Origin of the sequence: Riemerella columbina DSM 16469 (assembly GCF_000374405.1) — a bacterium.
GTDB lineage: Bacteria > Bacteroidota > Bacteroidia > Flavobacteriales > Weeksellaceae > Riemerella > Riemerella columbina.
In genome coordinates this window covers 62,506-82,578 of the sequence record NZ_KB894218.1, presented here as the reverse complement: position 1 = coordinate 82,578, position 20,073 = coordinate 62,506, and the positions used below count along the sequence as shown (strand labels likewise).

Here is a 20,073-nt window from a genome sequence, read left to right as displayed (position 1 = left end):
TGGTATATTATTACATTGGTACATTTTATAGAAAATCAAACTAAAAAAACATTATCTTTGCACTTTACCGAGAATTTATCTATGAAGAATATACGAAACTTTTGCATTATTGCTCATATTGACCACGGCAAATCGACGCTTGCAGATCGTTTGCTAGAGTATACCAATACCGTTACCCAGCGCGAACTCCAATCGCAAACTTTGGACGATATGGATTTGGAAAAAGAGCGAGGCATTACCATTAAATCACACGCCATTCAAATGGACTACGAGTACAATGGTGAAAAATATGTACTCAACCTTATCGATACGCCAGGGCATGTGGATTTTTCTTACGAAGTATCTCGCTCTATCGCGGCGTGTGAAGGCGCATTACTGATTGTAGATGCCGCACAAAGTGTTCAGGCACAAACGATTTCCAACCTTTATTTGGCGTTGGAAAATGATTTAGAAATCATCCCCGTTCTTAATAAAATTGATTTACCTTCTGCAAATCCAGAAGAAGTAACCGACGAAATTATGAACCTCATCGGGTGTGATTATGATGATGTTTTGCGTGTTTCTGGGAAAACAGGCGAAGGCGTACACGAACTTTTAGAACAAATTGTAAAGCGTATTCCAGCGCCACAAGGCGACCCCAATGGTCCATTGCAAGCTCTAATTTTTGATTCCGTTTATAATCCTTTTAGAGGGATTGAAGCGTACTTTAAAGTCGTGAATGGAAAAATTTCCAAAGGAGAAAAGGTTAAGTTTATGGCAACCGATAAAACTTACGATGCCGATGAAGTAGGGACTTTAAAACTAAAACAACAGCCGAAGCAAGATATTAAATGTGGCGATGTAGGCTATATTATTTCTGGTATTAAAGATGCAAGAGAGGTAAAAGTAGGCGATACCATTACCAGCGTACAAAACCCTGCACCAGAACCCATTGAAGGTTTTGAAGAGGTAAAACCAATGGTATTTGCAGGAATCTATCCCGTTGTGAGTGAAGATTTTGAGGAACTAAGAACTTCATTAGAAAAATTAAGACTGAATGACGCTTCATTAGTTTTTGAACCCGAAAGTTCTGCGGCATTAGGTTTCGGTTTCCGATGCGGTTTCCTCGGTATGCTCCATATGGAAATTGTACAAGAGCGTTTGGATAGAGAATTCGGAATGAATGTGATTACCACCGTTCCCAATGTATCTTACCATGGTTACAGCAAAAAGGAGCCAGAATTACCGATTTTGATTAACAACCCTTCAGAAATGATGGATCCTACGGTGATGGATCGTGTGGAAGAGCCTTATATCAAAGCCTCCATCATTACCAAATCTGATTTTGTAGGTCCTGTAATGACGCTATGTATCGAGAAAAGAGGGGAAATTGTAAACCAAAGTTACCTTACTGCCGAGCGTGTGGAATTGATATTCAATATGCCGTTAGCCGAAGTGGTATTTGATTTCTATGATAGATTAAAATCAATTTCCAAAGGTTACGCTTCATTTGACTACCATCCCATTGGTTTCCGTGCTTCTAAATTGGTAAAAATGGATATTTTGATTAATGGTGATATGGTGGATGCTTTATCCTCATTAATCCACCAAGACAATGCATATAGCATCGGTAAAAAGATGTGTGAAAAACTGCGTGAGCTGATCCCAAGACAGCAGTTTGATATAGCAGTACAAGCTGCATTAGGAACTAAAGTTATCGCTAGAGAAACCATAAAAGCCCTTAGAAAAGATGTAACAGCAAAATGTTACGGTGGGGATATCTCGCGTAAACGAAAGCTCTTAGAAAAACAAAAAGAGGGGAAAAAGAAAATGAAACAAATTGGGCGTGTAGAAGTGCCACAATCTGCCTTTATGGCGGTGCTAAAACTGAACGATTAATCATCGTATCAGCCTTATCTTTGCATCTTTTCAAAATTAGAATTATGAACAAAACGGTATTGTACGGGCTAGGAGTAGGCATTTTAAGTTTTTTAGGCAATTATTTTTTGACCACTCAAATTTGGGAAGTGGCACTTTATTATGCGTTTGCCTTTGGCTTAGCTTGGGGAATGGCGTATTTTTTAGACCGTCCAGATTATAGTTTACCAAAAAAATTAGGAGTTTCTTTTTTGGGTATTCTTTTACTTTTAGTGATTGGTTTTGCTTGTTTCAACTTCGAAATCGCTGTGCCTTCTATCCTTAGATTTTCTACTGTTTTTGTCGCCTATTTTCTATTGGCTAGTTTTAGAAGCTCCAAAAGTTTAAGACGCTAAACATTGGCATAAGAGTTGGGACATATACGACTCAATTAAAAAGCCTTAGCTGCCATAGCAGTTGTAGACAATTTTTCCCCTTTTCGGTAAAGATTAGGTGACATATTGTCGCTTTATTGATAATTATTATAGAAATTTTATTATGATGGATTTTGACGAAATGTCGCTTGAAAGTTTATTAGATGATAACTTTAGTTTTGTAACTGAAGAAATACAACCCAAATCCGAAAAAGAAAATCAAAAACTTTTCCCTATCCTACCCGTAAGGGAAATGGTGATGTTTCCCCTGATTATTATGCCGATTACTGCGGGTAGAGCACAATCGATAAAACTATTGCAGGAAGCCCAGCAAAATAATGAAACCATAGGGGTAATATCTCAGAAAAATAGTAAAGCCCAAAACCCTACGGAAAAAGATTTATACCGTATTGGAACTACGGCCCAAATCTTGAAAATTGTAAAGTTGCCCGATGGAAACATCACTGCAATTATGAGAGGAACTGGGCGTTTTAAACTTAAACATATCGAAAGTTCTGAGCCTTATCTATTAGCGGAAATTGAAAAATTAAAAGACACCTCGGCAAGAAATAAAGAGGAGTACGAAGCATTAATAGAAAATATTAAAACCTTAGCCCTAAAAATCATTGAGCTAGACCCTCAGATTCCTAATTCTGCAAGGTTTGCAATTAATAATATCGACACCCAAGAAGAATTGCTGAATTTTATTTGTGCTAATGGTCGATTTGCAGTAGCCGATAAGCAAAGTTTATTGGAAACCAAAAGTTTTCTATCTAGAGCCAAAAAGTGCTATGAAATCATGCACGATGAATTTAGAAAACTGGAACTTAGAAATCATATCCACCAAAAAACTTCTAAGGAAATGGATAAGCACCAGCGTGAATATTTCCTTAACCAACAAATAAAAACCATACAAGAGGAGCTCGGCGGTGGTCCTGAAAACGATGCGGCAGAACTCCAAGAAAAGGCAAAGAAAATAAAATGGAATGATGAGGTGGAACAGCATTTCCAAAAGGAAATCAACCGACTGAACCGACAAAATCCGCATTCTCCAGATTATAATGTACAAAGAAATTATTTGGATTTCTTTACCGACTTACCTTGGGAGCGCTACTCTAAAGATATATTTAATATTCCAAAAGCCGAAACCGTGCTTAATAAAGCCCACTTTGGTATGGAAGACATTAAAAAGAGAATCTTAGAGCATATGGCGGTATTGAAACTCAAAAACGATATGAAATCGCCGATATTATGTTTGGTAGGCCCACCAGGGGTTGGGAAAACTTCATTGGGTAAATCCATCGCTGAGGCTTTGGGTAGAAAATACATTCGCCTATCTCTAGGAGGATTGCACGACGAAAGCGAAATCCGCGGACACCGAAAAACCTATATTGGTTCTATGGCAGGGCGTATCCTTCAATCCATAAAAAAAGCGGGTACATCTAACCCCGTAATTGTTTTAGACGAGATAGATAAAATTGCCCAAGGGGCTCATGGCGACCCATCCTCGGCTCTGTTAGAAGTCCTTGACCCTGAGCAAAATAATTCGTTCTACGACAACTTCTTAGAAATCGGTTATGATTTATCCAAAGTGATGTTTATAGCAACGGCAAACACCCTTAGCACCATTCAAAAACCTTTGCTCGACCGTATGGAAGTGATTCAGCTTTCTGGCTATACGCTAGAGGAAAAAGTAGAAATTGCAAAACAGCATCTTATAAAAAAACAATTGAAAGAAAATGGTCTAAAAGTTTCCCAACTTAAACTCAGCACCAGAGAACTAAAACATATCATAGAAGCACATACCCGAGAAAGCGGAGTAAGAAATCTGGAAAAATGTATTGCTAAAATTGCCCGCTGGGTAGCCCTACAAATCACGATGGAAAAAGAATATCAACCTAAAATTTCCATTGATACTATTGATGAGATTTTAGGTGTGCCGATTAAAAAAAATCTTTCCGAAATGATGGATGTTCCAGGTATCGTAACGGGCTTAGCATGGACAAGTGTTGGGGGCGATATTCTCTTTATTGAAAGTATTTTATCTAAAGGTAAAGGACAATTAACGATGACAGGAAACCTTGGAAATGTGATGAAAGAATCCGCTACCATTGCTTTGGAATACATAAAAGCCAAGCATGAGGAGCTAGGCATAGATGAAGAGGCGATAACTAAAAACAATGTACACCTCCATATTCCTGAAGGGGCTACTCCGAAAGATGGACCTTCCGCAGGGATTACAATGCTGACTTCTATGGTATCAAGCTTTACCAATAAAAAAGTGAAGCCTCACTTGGCTATGACGGGGGAAATTACCTTAAGAGGAAAAGTATTACCCGTAGGTGGAATCAAAGAAAAATTATTGGCTGCGGTAAGGGCTGGTATCAAAGAAGTGATTCTTTGTGAAGATAACCGCAGAGATGTATTGGATATCCAAGGCGATTACCTTAAAAAACTAAACATCCATTATGTTACAAAAATGAAAGAGGTGATTGATTTAGCATTGCTATAAAAAATATTTTCTTAACTAAAAAAGGCACGGTATCAAATGAATATCGTGTCTTTTTTATGATTTAGAATAATGATTATTCGATAGCCTGACCTTGTCCCCATTCCAAAGTTCGGATAGGATATGGAATGTTAATATGGTGCTCTCTAAACTTTCTTAGTAATTCTCGCCTGATTTCATTTTTTGTCTGGGGTGCTCTAAAAAGGTGAGTAGAGAAATAGAATAATTTTAAATCTAATGAACTAGATCCAAAATCTTCGAGCCTTACAAATGGAGCATAGGGTTTATTTTTTTGGACATAATCGTTAGAAAGCGCCGCTTGCACCAGAAGGTCGGTCGCCAAATCGATATCCGTACTATAGTGAACTCCAACACTGATTTCAAAACGAACAATATTATTATCGTGAGAAAAGTTGATAAGCTTTTCCTTTGTTAGTAAGGAATTGGGAAAAATCATACTTTTTTGGTCGCGTGTTAACACTGAAGTGGTTCTCATATGGATTTGTTCCACACGCCCCACAATACCCCCTACTTCTACTATATCACCTACTTTTATGGTTCTATCTACCAGAATGATAACCCCAGAAATAAAGTCTAAAAATAAATTCTGAAGTCCTAAACCCACCCCAACTAAGATGGCTCCAGAACCGACCAACAGAGGCGAAATATTAATGCCTAAAGACTTCATTACAATAAAAAATGTAATGATAAAAACTACATATTGAAGAATTTGAGAAAAAGCAAACTTTTTTCCTAAATCTAACCGCTCTGTTTTATAGATCAGCTTTTTTGCTGTTTTAGCCACTAATAGCCCAATTGCAATAATAATGATAGCAATAACAATCTCATAAACATTAAGGCTATATTTCCCAATTGAAAAAATCTCATATTCCAATATATTCTTTAGTGGTAGCCTCACATCTCCAGATAATTTATTTACATTTTCTTTCATTTAGAAGTTTAGTTTTATAACTTAATATCCGACACTACATTTACACTTTCTTGAAGATAGAGGTCACGCTTTAAATTTTTAAGCCACATTTTGCTTTTCTTTTCGAAAATCGTATCAGATTTTATACGCTGTTGCTCATCTGGATGTAGCGTAAACTTCAAGCCATTATTGTATTTTTCAATAGGTTTAAAAGTTTCAATTTCCTTTTTACGACGCGCCATTAAATCATCAAACTTGGTTTTATTTAATGTAATTTTTTCTTCCTTATCCAGTTTTTCTTTCCATTCTGCGGACTCCAATAGTAATTTGTAAGCCTTATTTTGGGACATACGCTCACGACTTCTTTGGATTAGATTTTCAAGGTTAAATAATTGTACGGGCTTAAAGTCTGTGGTTCCAATTTTATCCCATGGCAACGCATAGTCTTGATAGCGCTCACCAACTTCTGCATAAGAGAAAAAGTCTTTGAATACAATATCCGACGGTACGCCTTTCAATTGATTAGAAGACCCGTCAATCCCATAAAATTTCTGAACTGTCAGTTTCAACGCCCCAAAATCATCCGTTGTATTAAGGAATCTGTTGAGGTCTACCATCACTTGCACAGTACCTTTTCCATAAGACTGTGGCGCTCCAAAAATTACGGCTCTACCATAGGCTTTCATCGCTGCCGCTAAAATTTCCGATGCCGATGCCGAAGTCTCATTTTGCATAATCAATAAAGGACCGTCCCAAATTGGGGCATTGGTTTTATTTCTGTAAGTTTCGGTTTTGCCATTTCCATCCTTTACTTGTACCACAGGACCATTGTTCATAAACAATCCCATAATATCTACCACTTCGGACAAAGCACCACCACCATTATTTCTAATGTCTAAAATCAATCTTTGTGCCCCTTCTTTTTTAAGTTTAATGATTTCTGCTTTAATGTCATCCGACGCATTTCTACCTTTAGAATCGTTAAAGTCTACATTAAACCCTGGCAAATAGATATAACCTACTTTTTCGCCTTTTTCATTATTAATCATCAAACTTCGGGCGAAGGTATCTTCTATCTGCACCTCATCTCGTATTAAAGTGACATCTTTTATCGTACCATCGCGTTTCATTACGGTAAGGACTACAGGCACGCCTTTTTTACCACGGATGTATCTTACAATTTCGTCTACCAGCATGCCACTGGCATTAATGGGTTCCTCTTTTGGCGAAGGTTTTACTTTTAAAATTTTATCCCCAGGGTTAAGCTGCTTAGATTTCCAAGCTGGAGCTCCCACCGTTAAATCCCCAAGGTAGATACTTCCTTTTTTCTCTTGAATCACAGCACCAATCCCAATAAATTTTCCTTTGAATTGGGCGTCAAAATCTTCCTTATTCTTAGGCGAATAATAATTGGTATGAGGGTCGAAGACTTCGGTATAAGCATTCATATACACCGTGAACCAATCCATTTTCTTTCTTTTTTGAAAACGGCGGAACATATTTTTCATTAAATCTTTTACCTCTTGGGTAGCTTCTATTTTCTTTTGTTCTGGCGATGTAATTTTGAGCTGAATGGTATCAGGTAATTTATTAGCGATTAAAGAATCCTTCATTTCTTTACGCCTTTCCTCTCGGCTCTTCATAGTCTCTATTTCTTGTAGAATATTGTATTTAATATACTTTTTCCACTCGTTATAGAGTTCTTTTTTATCGGCAGGGTAGTCTTTAAGTTTAGGTTCTAAAATTAACTCTTCATTTTCTTCTAAGTTAATAGGCTTGCTCAAAATATCTTGGGTAATTTTATCTATATCTGCCACACGGTCGTACAAGCGGTCGATAGTCAGTTTATAAAATGTTAGATCCCCTTGCGTTAGATAGTTATCGAGCTGGTCTTTATGCTTTTCAAACTCCTGAATATCCGACTTCAAAAAATACCTTTTAATAGGATCTATTTTCTCCATATATTTTGCATAAACCTCTCTAGAATAGGCATCATTGATAGGTTTTGGGCTATAATGAAGATAGGATAATGTATTTTTTATACTAATCATAATCGTCTGCATTTTTTCGTCGTCATTCTTTGGCGAATTAAAACAAAAAATCAGCATAGTAAGCGGTATGAAAAGTAACAGTTTAGATAGTTTTAATTTCTTGAACATTAGAATATAATTAGTTAGTTTCAAAAGTAATGATATTTTTTACAAACGACAAATTTAACATTTATTTCTTATCGCTCTATTTTTTTTGACTATTTTTGTACAAATTAAAATTTATGGAACGCCCACTGATACTCGTAACCAATGACGATAGCATCACCGCCCCAGGCATCAGAAACTTAGTTTCTTTTATGAATGACCTTGGCGATGTAGTTGTTGTAGCGCCCAATTCGCCACAATCTGGCAAAGGTCATGCCATCACCATTAATTCTACTTTGACCTATGAAGAAATTTCTATGGACGGTCCTCAAAAGGACTATGCCCTTAGTGGAACGCCCGTAGATTGTGTAAAATTTGCTTTAGATAAAATATTGACCCGCCGCCCTGATATTGTAGTCTCTGGGATTAATCACGGCGCTAATTCTTCTATTAATGTGATTTATTCTGGGACAATGTCTGCCGCCGTAGAAGCAGGTGTAGAGGGTCTAAACGCTATCGGCTTTTCATTATTAGATTTTAGTTGGGACGCCGATTTTTCTCAAGCCAAAGATTATATCCAAACGATTGTGAGAACCACATTAGAAAACCCTTTACCTAAAGGCATGGTACTGAATGTCAATATTCCTAAACTTAAACATCAAGATATAAAAGGGATTAAAGTTTGCAAACAAGCCAATGCCAAATGGGAAGAAAATTTTGATGAGCGTACCAACCCCCATGGCAAAAAATACTATTGGCTAACAGGCTATTTTAATAATATGGACACTTCCCCTGACGCCGATGAAAACGCCCTTGCCGATGGCTACATCACCATAGTCCCCGTAAAATTTGACCTTACCGCCCACGAACATATTAAGACCTTGGGGGATTTGTATAATCAAGCTTAAGAAAACAAAGGCTGGTTTCCATAAGAAATCAGCCTTTTGTCTATTGTGTCAATCTATTTTTTTAAGTGAGCATCCCGCCATCTACATTAAGGACTTGTCCCGTAACATAACTTGATAATTCCGAACCTAAAAAGACGCATGCGTTCGCCACATCTTCTGGCTGTCCACCACGCTTTAAAGGAATGGCTTCCCTCCAGCCTTGTACGGTTTTTTCATCTAAGGCTGCCGTCATTTCTGTTTCTATAAACCCTGGTGCAATAGCATTGCAACGGATATTTCTAGAACCCAACTCTAAAGCAATCGACTTGGTAAATCCAATCACACCAGCTTTTGATGCCGCATAGTTGGCTTGTCCTGCATTACCTTTAATCCCTACCACCGAAGTCATATTGATGATAGAGCCACCTCGGGCTTTCATCATAGGTTTGATGACCGCTTTCGTTAAGTTGAATACCGAATCTAAATTGACTTTAATAATGGTGTCCCAATCTTCTTTAGACATCCTAAGCATTAAATTATCTTTGGTAATCCCTGCATTATTGATAAGGACATCTATTTTTCCAAATTCTTCCAGTACTTCCTCTACCAGTTTTTGGGAGGCTTCAAAATCCGAAGCATCACTTTGGTAGGCTTTGGCTTTGGTTGTTTTATTCAATTCTGTTTCTAAGGCTTTGGCTTTGTCTACGGAACCTGCATAAGTAAAAGCAACCTCTGCACCTTGAGCGGCAAAAGTCTCTGCAATTCCTTTTCCAATACCACGCGTAGCCCCTGTAATGAGTACCACTTTTCCTTCTAATAATTTCATAGTCTATTATTTTTTAGTGTTTCAAAAATAAGGATTTTTTTTCAGTCTTCCGCTGTTGTACTTGTAATAACCTTATTTACCTTGCTTTAGAAAGGCGATTTCCTTTTCTAGATGTGCAATCAAATCATCTTTTGCTTTGATAAGTTGCTCGGTAATTTCCTTATTTTCTTGATAAAAATTTTCAATTCTTTGGGAAAAGGCACTCTCGTTACTATAATTATTTTGTACAAAATGGTTTTTATCCAAGTCTAATAGCTCATCAATTGGCGCTTCTAAAATATTTGAAATTCTAAACAACCGCTCTACGGTTAATTTGGTTTCCCCTGTTTCTATTTTTCTATATGCGGCGGGAGATAGTTCTAGCTCGTGTGCCATATTCTCGTAAGTGTAGCCTTTTTTATTGCGGTATTGTGCTATTTTATCCACAATCTTTTCCATTTCCATAACTAATTTTTTACCAAAAGCATAAAATTCCATACTTATAGTAAAATTAATTTAGTAAAAGTTTTATCTTTCAATCTAGTTTATGTTAATTTTGGTTTCAATAAAAACAAATTACGATGAAAAAATCTCTATTATTAGTTCCCATTGTAACTCTCACACTTAGTTCTTGTAGCTCTTGGGTAAGAATTGGCGACCTAACCGCAGTAAGCAACCGCAATATTGACGATAGTAAAAAATATACACTTATTAGCAGAGATGTAGAAGCGATTGCCAAAGCAGATTCCGATGCTATGGAACAAGCGGTAGATAACTTAACCAGAAAATACCAAGGAGAATTTGTACGCAATGTGAAAATCTATGTAAAAGATGATGGCAAACAAGTAAAAGTAATTGATGATGTGTGGGGACTTCAAAGTGTAGCCACGAATATTACTACAACAGCCAATGCTAATATTGAAATAAAAGTAGGAGATACCGTAGCCTTCCGAGATGGTAGTAAAATTATTGATGGAACTATCATCGGAATCAATGACAACAAACTAATTGTAGAATACGGTAGACGCAAAAAAACGCATTGAACTAAGATTTGACCAAGTAACTAAAACCCTTCAACCTAATAAATAATTTTACTATGAAAAAAATATTTTTATTCTCTCTATTCGCACTACTTTTTATAGCTGTATCATGTAGTCGTAACGAAAGTAGCACAGAAGAATTTTCGAGTAGCAGCTCTGAAACAAGAACAAAAACTTCGGTAAAGATTAATGTGATTGATAAAAACCAGATCCCTCAAAAAGGCATCGTGGTAATGATGTTTAAAAAAGAGGTAAATCCAGAAAAAGATTCAATGCTACCTGATATTGAAATGAAAGCAACTTCTGACGCCAATGGTTTAGCGTATTTCGATTTATCAAAATATCATGTGGATGATAATCAAACCTATTATTTTGCCGCATTTAGAAAAAATAATGAAGATTCCTATACCTTAATTAGTAACCAGCAACCAAGGTTTAAAATTAAAGAACATTCGGTACACACCACAACTATTGTGATAAAAACTAAATAAGACTAACCTTATAATACAATTTAGCTATGATAACCTGTTCTTAAAGGGTAACCACCCCCTAGAGAACGGGTTATTAAGTATTAAATAAGGGGGTATCGACCCGTTATTTAGGGGCTACCGACCCCTTCCGAAGGGGTCAATAGGTATTAAACTAGGGGTAAACCACCCGTTCCGAAGGGGTCGCTTACCCGTTCTAAAGGGGATAGCAAGTACTAACTAAGGGGGTAATACCCCCTATCGAAATGGATGATACCCCCTTTAAAAGAAGATAAGTGGTACTCAACAAATAGTGATATTTCGTATAAAGAGAAAAATATTATCCTAATTTAGACCGCACGCCTTACTTTTAATATCATTAAGGTTTAGAAATGATCAACACAATTTCCCCTTTAATGGTTTTACTTTTTGAAAAAGCGATAAGCTCGTCGATGCTGCCACGCTGGGTTTCTTCAAATTTTTTGGAAATTTCTCTACTCAAACTTACTTGGGTATCCACTCCAAAAAAAGTTTTGATTTGCTCCAAAGTTGTATTGATTTTATGCGGGCTTTCATATAGAACAAGGGTTCTCTTTTCCTCTGCTAATTGTTTGAGCTTGGTTTGTCGCCCTTTTTTAGCAGGGAGAAATCCCACAAACAAGAACTCATGGTTCGGCAACCCCGAAACTACCAAAGCTGGCACAAAAGCCGTAGCCCCTGGTAGGCAAATCATTTCTATATTATTGTCCGCACAGGCTTTAGCCAAAAGATAGCCCGGGTCGGATATCCCTGGTGTTCCCGCATCTGTAATAATGGCGATATTTTGACCCTCTTTTAGATGTTCAACGATTCTATCCGTAGTATGATGCTCATTGTGCAAATGATAAGATTTCAACGGTTTAGAGATTTCATAATGCTTTAGTAAAACGCCAGAAGTTCTGGTATCTTCGCATAAGATATAATCTACTCCCTTTAAAATCCTTACCGCTCTAAAGGTCATATCCTCTAAATTACCAATTGGGGTGGGAACAAAATATAGCGTGCCTGACATTCGGTTTTGTTTTTAGCAAAGATAGAGATTATTTTGGTTAGATTTAAAAGAAAAGCCCAACACATAAGGTTAGGCTTTCTTAGTTTCAATATTACATCGCGCGTCTATGTTTTATTTCGATATGCGAATGCTGATTTTCTGCATAATCTTTATAAGATGTTCTAAAGCCAAGTAACTTCACTTCAATGTCTTCTTCTTTGGCACGGACATTAGCAAAATCTTGTATCAATTCCACTACATCTACCGTAATATAGGAAGTTCCTCGGGCATCAATGGTAACTTTAGAGTTAGGTTTAATGTTTTTAAGCGTTTTTTTAATTGCCGCTTTATTTAAAAATGAAACCTCTTCGGATAGCTTGATGGTTACCTCATCAGCATCGTCTAATTCCTCTCGGCTGTAATAGTAAGCCCGCTTCATATTCCCTTGTAAAATGTAGAATACTGCAATAGCCAAACCAATACCAACGCCCGTGAGCAAATCTGTGGCTACTATAGCGACCACTGTAGCTACGAAAGGAATAAATTGGAATTTACCTTTCTTCCAAAAATGGACAAATTTAGATGGTTTTGCTAATTTATAACCAATCAATAGTAAAACCGCCGCTAAAGTAGCCAATGGAATTTTATTTAATAAAAATGGAATACTCAGCACACTAATGAGTAATAATACCCCATGAATAATTGCCGAAATCTTGGATGTAGCACCAGCATTGGCGTTGGCTGATGAACGCACCACTACGGAAGTCATAGGTAGCCCTCCAATAAATGCGCTTATTAAGTTTCCTATACCTTGAGCTTTAAGCTCTAAATTGGTATCTGTAATTCTTCTATGCTCATCCAAACGGTCGGCAGCTTCTATACAAAGTAAGGTTTCTATAGAAGCCACTATAGCAATAGTTGCCCCAAGAATCCAAACCTGAGAATTTAAAAAACCTGAAAAATCGGGCAATACTACCATCGCAGAAAAATCACTAAGTGATTGTGGAACAGGCAAACTCACTAAATGTTCTGGCTCAATAGCCAAAGCACTACCTGACTGTATAAAAAACTCATTGAGTAAAATCCCCGCTACTACAGCCACTAATGCTCCAGGTAACATTTTTATCTTTTTTAGAACGCCCACTTGTTCCCATGTCAATAGAATAACTAAAGATACTAAAGTAACAATAATGGCCCCCCAATGTATAGATTGCTCTAAATTAGAGAAATAATTCATTATAGAATCCATATTGTACCCTGAACTAAATAGAGTAAGATTTCCCTCATAATCATCATCGTAACCTAAGGCATGAGGAATTTGCTTAAGGAAAATAATGACTCCAATCCCTGCCAACATTCCCTCGATGACATTATTAGGGAAATAATTGGAAATACTCCCTGCCTTTACAAAGCCTAAAATAAGTTGGATAACTCCAGCAATAAGTCCCGCGCAAAGGAATAATTCAAAAGAACCTAAATCGGTAATGGCAGCCAATACAATGGCAGCAAGCCCTGTGGCAGGTCCCGATACCGAGATATGAGAATTACTCATCGAACCAATAACAATACCACCTACAATACCCGCAATAACTCCAGACAAAGGTGGCGCCCCAGAGGCTAAAGCAATACCTAAACAGAGTGGCAATGCTACTAAAAATACGACAAGTCCTGAAGGGAAATTCTCTTTAATCCCTCCTATAAAAGATGTTTTTTTCATTTCTTAATTTAATTTTTTTATACAAAAATGCACAAGTAGTTTTCTATAACATTGTTATAGAGCATTATTATTTTAATCGTTAAAATTGAATACGACAGAACTCATCATTGTTCCGACTGAATACGACAATGATTTTCTATAAATACGAATAAATTAAGAAATAAATTCTGGAGGAGGGGAAATAATATTAAGTACTGGAGACTTATGGAACTGTAGAACAAATACAATAATAGGCTGTTTATTTAATTTTAATTCTAAGAGTTTTAGAAAATCTCTTATGTCCAAAGTCTTTGGTAATGTTTTTTCCGAAAACAAAGTCGGAGCCGAATGGGTTTCTTCTTCTGAAACGGTGAGATTCATGGTAGGGATATCCCAATCCGCCAACTTAGCAATGCTAGGCAATGCCAGAAAGTTGAGAAATATCATTAATACCAATAGACTTCTTAGTTTCATCATAAAGTTTTTAACGGGTGTTCTTTTTTCTCCTCATTACCCAATCGGAGTCGGTAAGGTTGTAGATTTTTTGGATGTCTTTAAGTATTTTCTCAAAGTCGATTTCCAAATCTATCAATTTACCTGTTCTTAGGTCAAATACCCACCCGTGTACGATAGGAAATTCTTCTAAAATGTAGCGTTCTTGCACACAAGCCATTTTAATCACATTGATGCACTGCTCTTGGACATTTAGTTCTACTAAACGATCGTAGCGTTTACCTTCATCTTCAATAGCATCGAGTTCTGCTTGGTGTATTCTATACACATCTCTAATGTTACGCAACCAAGGGTTTAGCAGTCCTAAATCTTGAGCCGTCATCGCTGCCTTCACACCACCACAATTGTAGTGTCCACATACCACAATATGTTTTACTTTAAGATGCTCAACTGCGTACTGGATAACCGCGGTGGAACTCATGTCTAAAGCATTCACAATATTGGCTACATTTCTGTGTACAAAAACCTCACCTGGTTTCACACCCATTAATTCTTCTGCAGTGGCTCTACTGTCGGCACAGCCAATGTAAAGAAATTCTGGCGTTTGAGTTTTGGCGAGATTTTCAAAAAAATTTGCATCTTCTCCGAGTTTACTTTCAACCCACTTCTTGTTGTTCTCGAAAATTAAGTCATACGAATTACTCATAATATATAAAATTTAAAAATTAGTTTCGTCGTGCTTTATAATCTTCGATAAGACAATATTCTCTAATCAAGAATTGCACAAAAGTAATCTTTTATGCTTAAAAAAACGAAATATTAACAAACTTTATGATATGGCATTATTAATATAACCTTCCGTAGCGTAGTCTCTTGGTATAATTTGAGCAGGGTTGCCCATCACCACAGAATGGGCGGGCACATCAGCATTCAGATAAGTATTTGGAGCAATAAGAACATCATCTCCTATGGTAATATTACCGACTATCACCGCATTCGTACCTATCCATACGCCATTACCAATGGTAGGCACGCCTTGTTTTTTACCTCGGTTTTGCTGACCTATTGTAACGCCTTGGGCGATATTGCAATTTTTACCAATCACAGTTTTAGGATTAATGACCACCGCACCCCAATGTCCTAAGTAAAAACCCGCTCCAATTTTAGTTTCTGGGTAAATTTGGTAACCATATTTAATTTGATAATGCCTTAGCACCAACTTCCAAAATACACCTAATATTAGGGTATTTTTATATTGTTGGGCTTTTCTAAAACAGTAAATAAAATGTAGATTAGGACTAAAACACTTCTTCCAAATTTGGAAAAAAGAAAGGTAGCGTCCACATTCTCTGTAAAAATCTTGTTGTATAATGGTCGGCATAGGGATTATATTATAATTCGTCTATAATATCGGTAATTTTCTTCACCGAGTTTTCTAGGTTAAAGGGTGGATGGTAAGTTTTTAGTTTTTCTTGATACGCTTTAAAAGCATCTGGTTCTGTGAGTGCTTTTTTCATTCCATGATAGATACCTTCTTCTGTGTTTTCTACAATTAGCCCTAATTTTCCATCTAGTAACATTTCTTTTACTCCAGAGACATCTGTTGCGATAATGTTTTTCTTTAGTGTAATTGCTTCAAACAATACCGTAGGGAATCCTTCATAGCGGGAACTCAGCACATAATAGTCCGAATTTTTAAAATACGGATAAGGGTTGGGGATAAATCCTAGTATCTCTACGGTATCCTCTACTTCTAATGTAGATTTTAACTGATTGATATTATGAAAATCATAGCCATCACCAATAATTTTAATGTGATGTTTTAAGCCTTCATCCAGTAAGCGTTTATGAACTCGTAGAAGTCTATCAAAGCCTTTTTGAGGAAAAACGGTACCTACTGAAATGAATGTAGGTTCTTTATAAGAATTATTTTTGTCTAAAGGTATTTCACTTTTTGAGAGTATTTCATCTGTGTCTAAAGGATTATAGATTCTTATAATTTTATTTTTTTCGGTTTTATTTTTACATAGGCTTTCAAAGTCTTCTTGGATGTGCTGAGAAATCACCATAATTTTATCATAACCAAAAAACTTCCGAATTTCTTCATCGGTATAATTATGAAATTCTGTTTTTCTTAAATCGTTATGAATCCAAATTATTTTTTTTGAAGATTTAATTGGAGAGTTTAGTATTTCATCCCTAAAACCATGTATCGCAGCAAACTCAACATCATATGATTTGTTCTTTAAAATAAATTTATACAGCAGTTTAGGAAACCTTTTAAGTATCCCTTGGTAGATTACCCTAAATGCTTTCTTAGGAATATCTTGAGGACGATTGGTGGTAATCATTTCCCCTTTATTAAGATATAATATATTGACCCATTCTGGAATGTCCTTTAAATATTTTCCTGAATATAAATTCAATAGTAAATCAATCTCATATTGATTGGGGTCAAGGCTTTTAAGAAATGTAGCCAAAACCTTCTCTGCCCCGCCATGGCGCATAGAACCAATTCTTATGAGTATTTTTTTCTTAGTTTGCAAAGTTGATAGTTTTTAAGTAAGTTATAAACTTTTCATTAAATTTTACTACAGCATTCTGATTTAAATGATTACTATCATAAAAATCTATAGTATCATTTAATTTAATCTCTCCATAAAAATTTTTATATGTCCCAAGTTGGGCTAAAGTACTATCCACTTCTTTATTATTGGTCCTAGCATTATATAATTTCTGAGAAATTGGAGCTTGAACTAAAATATATGGAATATTCCTTTCTTTAATAAATTCAATATTTTCTTTTAATGCATTAATTTGCTTAGGGTTTAACTTCCATTCTTCAACTTTCTCACTTTCCAAAGGATTTTTTCTAAAATCACTTTGGACAAAACCACCTCCTAACACATAATGATTACCGCCTTGGTTGGGGTTCTCATAAAAGCCATCGTTAAGATTAAAAACCTGTCTAAACATACCGTATAATAAGGTGTTATAAGTTGTAATTTTATTAATTTCCAAAGTCATTTTAACAGAATTAATATTAATTTTATTATTACTTAGTAAATCTAATGAAGACTCTACGCCGTCTGAAGTTAGTGTTCCTGCATAAACCTCATAAACAATCATTTTAGGCTGTATCTTATCTAAATACTGATGCAGTAATACTTTTGTATTGATTGGCGTTTGTGCACTAGAGCCTAAATTAAATGAAGTTATTCCATGTTTTGAAAAAACGCGCGTATCAAAGCCTCTGTATGCATGAGAAGAACCTAAAAATAATATATCTGGATTTTTTACCTTTTCCGCATCTCTAACTCTTGAAAAGAGATGTCCATAGCAGCCTACACAATTGCGTACATTTTTAGCCATAAAGTTAGGCATCACAAAACACCATAAAGGAGTAACTATTATATAAAATAATAATATATAGCAAGTAAATAAAATAATATTTTTAATAAAATTTTTCATATTATCTAAAATTGAAAATAAATAAATGGCGTTTCATTTGTTTGCATAAAAAGTATAATGATCATTATTAAAAATGAGTAAAAGCTCCACCTTATGAGTCTGCTTTTTCTAAGCAAAAAATGTTCTAAGGCATAATTATTATCCCTACCAATCCACTCAATTACTAATAAGAAAGCAACTAATATTAAGGTTGCCAAAGCTGCTTTATTTAAGCTGGGAGTACTTAGTAGCGAAGGCTTAAATATTCCTAAAATATAGCTAAATGCCTGTGTAACGCTTTCCGCACGGAAGAAGATCCAAGCCAATACCATGAGAAAAAAAGTTAATAGAATATTTAAGGTATCTCTTAATGAAGGAATCAAACGGTTTAGTGCTACAACTTCTAGATTATTCCTATTTGTTTTTAGAATTATAGATGGCATAATAAACAAAGCATTCAGAAATCCCCAAACTATAAAAGTCCAATTAGCACCATGCCAAAAGCCACTAACTATAAAGATAATAAATGTGTTTCTAATTCTCATCCAATTGCCCCCTCTACTTCCTCCAAGTGGAATATATAAATAATCTCTAAACCAAGTAGAAAGCGAAATATGCCACCTTCTCCAAAATTCTGCTACATCTCTAGAAAAATATGGATAGGCAAAGTTTTTCATTAAATCAAACCCAAATAAACGAGAGCAACCAATTGCTATATCTGAATACCCAGAAAAGTCTCCATATATTTGAAAAGTAAAAAATATAGCCCCTAATAGCAATGTACTCCCTGAGGAAGTATCATAATGAGCGAAAATTTGATTGGCGTAAATAGCACAATTATCCGCAATTACCATTTTCTTAAAAAAGCCCCAAAGCATTTGGCGCAATCCATCTACTGCTAAATTGTAATCGAACTCTCTTTTTTTATAAAACTGCGGTAATAAATGACTCGCACGCTCAATAGGACCTGCTACTAATTGAGGAAAGAAACTCACAAATGCAGAGAACGCTATAAAATCTTTAGTAGGCTGCAATTTCTTTTTGTAAACATCTATCGTGTAGCTCAGGGTTTGAAAAGTATAAAAACTAATTCCAACGGGAAGTAAAATATTTAAAGTATGAATATTAGGTTTATGACCAAAAAAGGTAAATGCGGCAATAAAATTATCGATAAAAAAATTATAATATTTAAAAAATCCTAAAAACCCTAAATTAACAACAATACTTATTGTAATTAATAATTTACGCTTTTTTAAATTATCCTCATCGTCCAACAATCGCCCTAAAGTATAATCCAAAATAGTACTGAACAATATTAAAAATAAAAACCGCCAATCCCACCAACCATAAAAAATATAGCTTACAATAACTACAAAAAGATTCTGTAGTTTAAGATTTTTTCTAAATATAAACCAATATAATATAAATACTATTGGTAAAAATATTGCGAATTCTATGGAGTTGAAAAGCATACTTATTTCATTTTATGATAAACAAAACTTAGTGGCAATATAGCCCAACTTATTACTTTTATTACAGGATGCTTTATATCAGTCATAATTTCTGAAAGTTTATTTCCATTTTTAAATGAATAAAACTGATAACCAATGATATTTCTTAACAATGCCTTTGGATAGCTGAAAAGCTTTGAACCATAAGAGTTTAGAAATGAGATGTGTCCCTCACGAAGTCCAAAAACATTTTTACCTGTCCAACGGGTATTAGAAACAGAATCGTTATCGCCCTCGTCTTTATGATAGACTCTTGTAACTTTATTTATAAATCTAGTTTTTAAGCCTTTAGCATCATAATCATTAAAAATTACACTTTGAGGAATGTAACCTTTGGCTTCATACTTAGAATAATCTTTGTCTTGAAGATATTTTAAATAGTTATCAGAAAAGAAAATTCCAAACTTATCACCTCTCACACGATACTTATATCTCATATCAAGTATGCTGCCATCAAACCCTTTGTTTGGATATGAGTCTCCCACTATTTTGCCTTGCTCATCTACGGATAGTCCCATAATACCTATAAAAGAATTTTTATCTTCTAATTGCTCTGCTTCTTCATATAGTAACTCTAAGGATTTTTCTGGGTAAGAATCATCGGAGTCTACCACCATATGATAAGGCGTTTCTACCATTCTAATTCCTTCCAAAACGGTTAAAAACTTATGCCTATTAGGGTATTGATAATATTCAATTTCAAAAGGATTTTCTTGTTGAAAACTTTGTACCACATCCTTTGTGTTATCCGTAGAACCATCATCTAAAATAATCCATTTAAAGTCTTTAAAAGTTTGTTTTTTTAAAGACTCATAAACACGAGGCAATGTATGGGCTCGATTATATGTTGGGGTTAATATTGTTATTTTTAATGAATTTCCCATAAAAA

The 20,073-nt window shown here is 35.4% G+C and carries 19 protein-coding genes; 6 read left to right on the top strand and 13 right to left on the bottom strand.

Annotated elements, in window-relative coordinates; all coding sequences use genetic code 11:
* The first annotated feature begins 81 nt into the window (after window positions 1-81).
* The 3 genes from lepA to lon all read left to right on the top strand — a co-directional run bounded on the left by lepA (window position 82) and on the right by lon (window position 4,782).
* Window positions 82-1,878, top strand: a complete 1,797-nt coding sequence (gene lepA / locus C237_RS0101775) for a translation elongation factor 4 (protein WP_018674769.1) — start codon at window positions 82-84, stop codon at window positions 1,876-1,878.
* Window positions 1,879-1,922: 44 nt separating this feature from the next.
* Window positions 1,923-2,252, top strand: a complete 330-nt coding sequence (locus C237_RS0101770; RefSeq protein ID WP_018674768.1) for a hypothetical protein — start codon at window positions 1,923-1,925, stop codon at window positions 2,250-2,252.
* Between the two features lie 142 nt (window positions 2,253-2,394).
* Window positions 2,395-4,782, top strand: a complete 2,388-nt coding sequence (gene lon, locus C237_RS0101765; protein ID WP_018674767.1) for an endopeptidase La — start codon at window positions 2,395-2,397, stop codon at window positions 4,780-4,782.
* 73 nt (window positions 4,783-4,855) lie between these two features.
* Here lon and C237_RS0101760 read toward each other — a convergent pair whose 3' ends face one another.
* A complete protein-coding gene (locus C237_RS0101760; protein ID WP_018674766.1) occupies window positions 4,856-5,731 on the bottom strand; it encodes a mechanosensitive ion channel family protein in 876 nt (291 codons plus the stop codon).
* Between the two features lie 14 nt (window positions 5,732-5,745).
* Window positions 5,746-7,869, bottom strand: a complete 2,124-nt coding sequence (locus C237_RS0101755) for a carboxy terminal-processing peptidase (RefSeq protein WP_026315432.1) — start codon at window positions 7,867-7,869, stop codon at window positions 5,746-5,748.
* Between the two features lie 113 nt (window positions 7,870-7,982).
* On the opposite strand from C237_RS0101755, the gene surE reads away from it, so the two are divergent.
* The gene (surE, locus tag C237_RS0101750; RefSeq protein WP_018674764.1) at window positions 7,983-8,753 is read left to right on the top strand and encodes a 5'/3'-nucleotidase SurE; all 771 of its coding nucleotides are present in this window, start codon (window positions 7,983-7,985) and stop codon (window positions 8,751-8,753) included.
* A 61-nt stretch (window positions 8,754-8,814) separates the two neighbouring features.
* Here surE and fabG read toward each other — a convergent pair whose 3' ends face one another.
* Both fabG and C237_RS0101740 read right to left on the bottom strand, forming a co-directional pair.
* On the bottom strand, window positions 8,815-9,558 hold the full coding sequence (gene fabG, locus C237_RS0101745) for a 3-oxoacyl-[acyl-carrier-protein] reductase (protein WP_018674763.1): 744 nt from the start codon (window positions 9,556-9,558) through the stop codon (window positions 8,815-8,817).
* A gap of 72 nt (window positions 9,559-9,630) precedes the next feature.
* Window positions 9,631-10,035 (bottom strand): helix-turn-helix domain-containing protein, encoded by a 405-nt coding sequence (locus C237_RS0101740; protein WP_018674762.1) that lies wholly within the window; start codon window positions 10,033-10,035, stop codon window positions 9,631-9,633.
* 83 nt (window positions 10,036-10,118) lie between these two features.
* On the opposite strand from C237_RS0101740, the gene C237_RS0101735 reads away from it, so the two are divergent.
* Together C237_RS0101735 and C237_RS0101730 are read left to right on the top strand one after the other, a co-directional pair.
* Window positions 10,119-10,580 carry a hypothetical protein gene (locus C237_RS0101735; RefSeq protein ID WP_018674761.1) on the top strand — a complete coding sequence of 154 codons (462 nt, stop codon included), beginning with the start codon at window positions 10,119-10,121 and terminating at the stop codon, window positions 10,578-10,580.
* 53 nt (window positions 10,581-10,633) lie between these two features.
* Window positions 10,634-11,068: a hypothetical protein gene (locus C237_RS0101730; RefSeq protein WP_018674760.1), complete on the top strand. Its 435-nt coding sequence runs from the start codon at window positions 10,634-10,636 to the stop codon at window positions 11,066-11,068.
* Between the two features lie 355 nt (window positions 11,069-11,423).
* Here the strand turns inward: C237_RS0101730 and rsmI are convergent, their stop codons facing one another.
* From rsmI to C237_RS0101685, 9 genes are all read right to left on the bottom strand, one after another.
* Window positions 11,424-12,095, bottom strand: coding sequence for a 16S rRNA (cytidine(1402)-2'-O)-methyltransferase (gene rsmI, locus C237_RS0101725; RefSeq protein WP_018674759.1), 672 nt, complete (start codon window positions 12,093-12,095; stop codon window positions 11,424-11,426).
* 91 nt (window positions 12,096-12,186) lie between these two features.
* Window positions 12,187-13,791 carry a SulP family inorganic anion transporter gene (locus C237_RS0101720; protein ID WP_018674758.1) on the bottom strand — a complete coding sequence of 535 codons (1,605 nt, stop codon included), beginning with the start codon at window positions 13,789-13,791 and terminating at the stop codon, window positions 12,187-12,189.
* A 153-nt stretch (window positions 13,792-13,944) separates the two neighbouring features.
* Window positions 13,945-14,247, bottom strand: coding sequence for a hypothetical protein (locus C237_RS0101715; protein ID WP_245539689.1), 303 nt, complete (start codon window positions 14,245-14,247; stop codon window positions 13,945-13,947).
* A gap of 7 nt (window positions 14,248-14,254) precedes the next feature.
* Entirely contained in the window at window positions 14,255-14,929 is a 675-nt protein-coding gene (locus tag C237_RS0101710; RefSeq protein WP_018674756.1) for a carbonic anhydrase, read from the bottom strand.
* A 123-nt stretch (window positions 14,930-15,052) separates the two neighbouring features.
* A complete protein-coding gene (locus tag C237_RS0101705) occupies window positions 15,053-15,604 on the bottom strand; it encodes a serine O-acetyltransferase (RefSeq protein ID WP_018674755.1) in 552 nt (183 codons plus the stop codon).
* 10 nt (window positions 15,605-15,614) lie between these two features.
* Window positions 15,615-16,730, bottom strand: coding sequence for a glycosyltransferase (locus tag C237_RS0101700; RefSeq protein WP_051081501.1), 1,116 nt, complete (start codon window positions 16,728-16,730; stop codon window positions 15,615-15,617).
* 28 nt (window positions 16,731-16,758) lie between these two features.
* The gene (locus C237_RS0101695) at window positions 16,759-17,694 is read right to left on the bottom strand and encodes a hypothetical protein (RefSeq protein ID WP_018674753.1); all 936 of its coding nucleotides are present in this window, start codon (window positions 17,692-17,694) and stop codon (window positions 16,759-16,761) included.
* 5 nt (window positions 17,695-17,699) lie between these two features.
* Complete coding sequence (locus tag C237_RS0101690) at window positions 17,700-19,145, bottom strand: MBOAT family O-acyltransferase (protein ID WP_018674752.1); 1,446 nt, start codon at window positions 19,143-19,145, stop codon at window positions 17,700-17,702.
* 2 nt (window positions 19,146-19,147) lie between these two features.
* Window positions 19,148-20,068, bottom strand: a complete 921-nt coding sequence (locus C237_RS0101685) for a glycosyltransferase family A protein (protein WP_018674751.1) — start codon at window positions 20,066-20,068, stop codon at window positions 19,148-19,150.
* Window positions 20,069-20,073 lie beyond the last annotated feature (5 nt).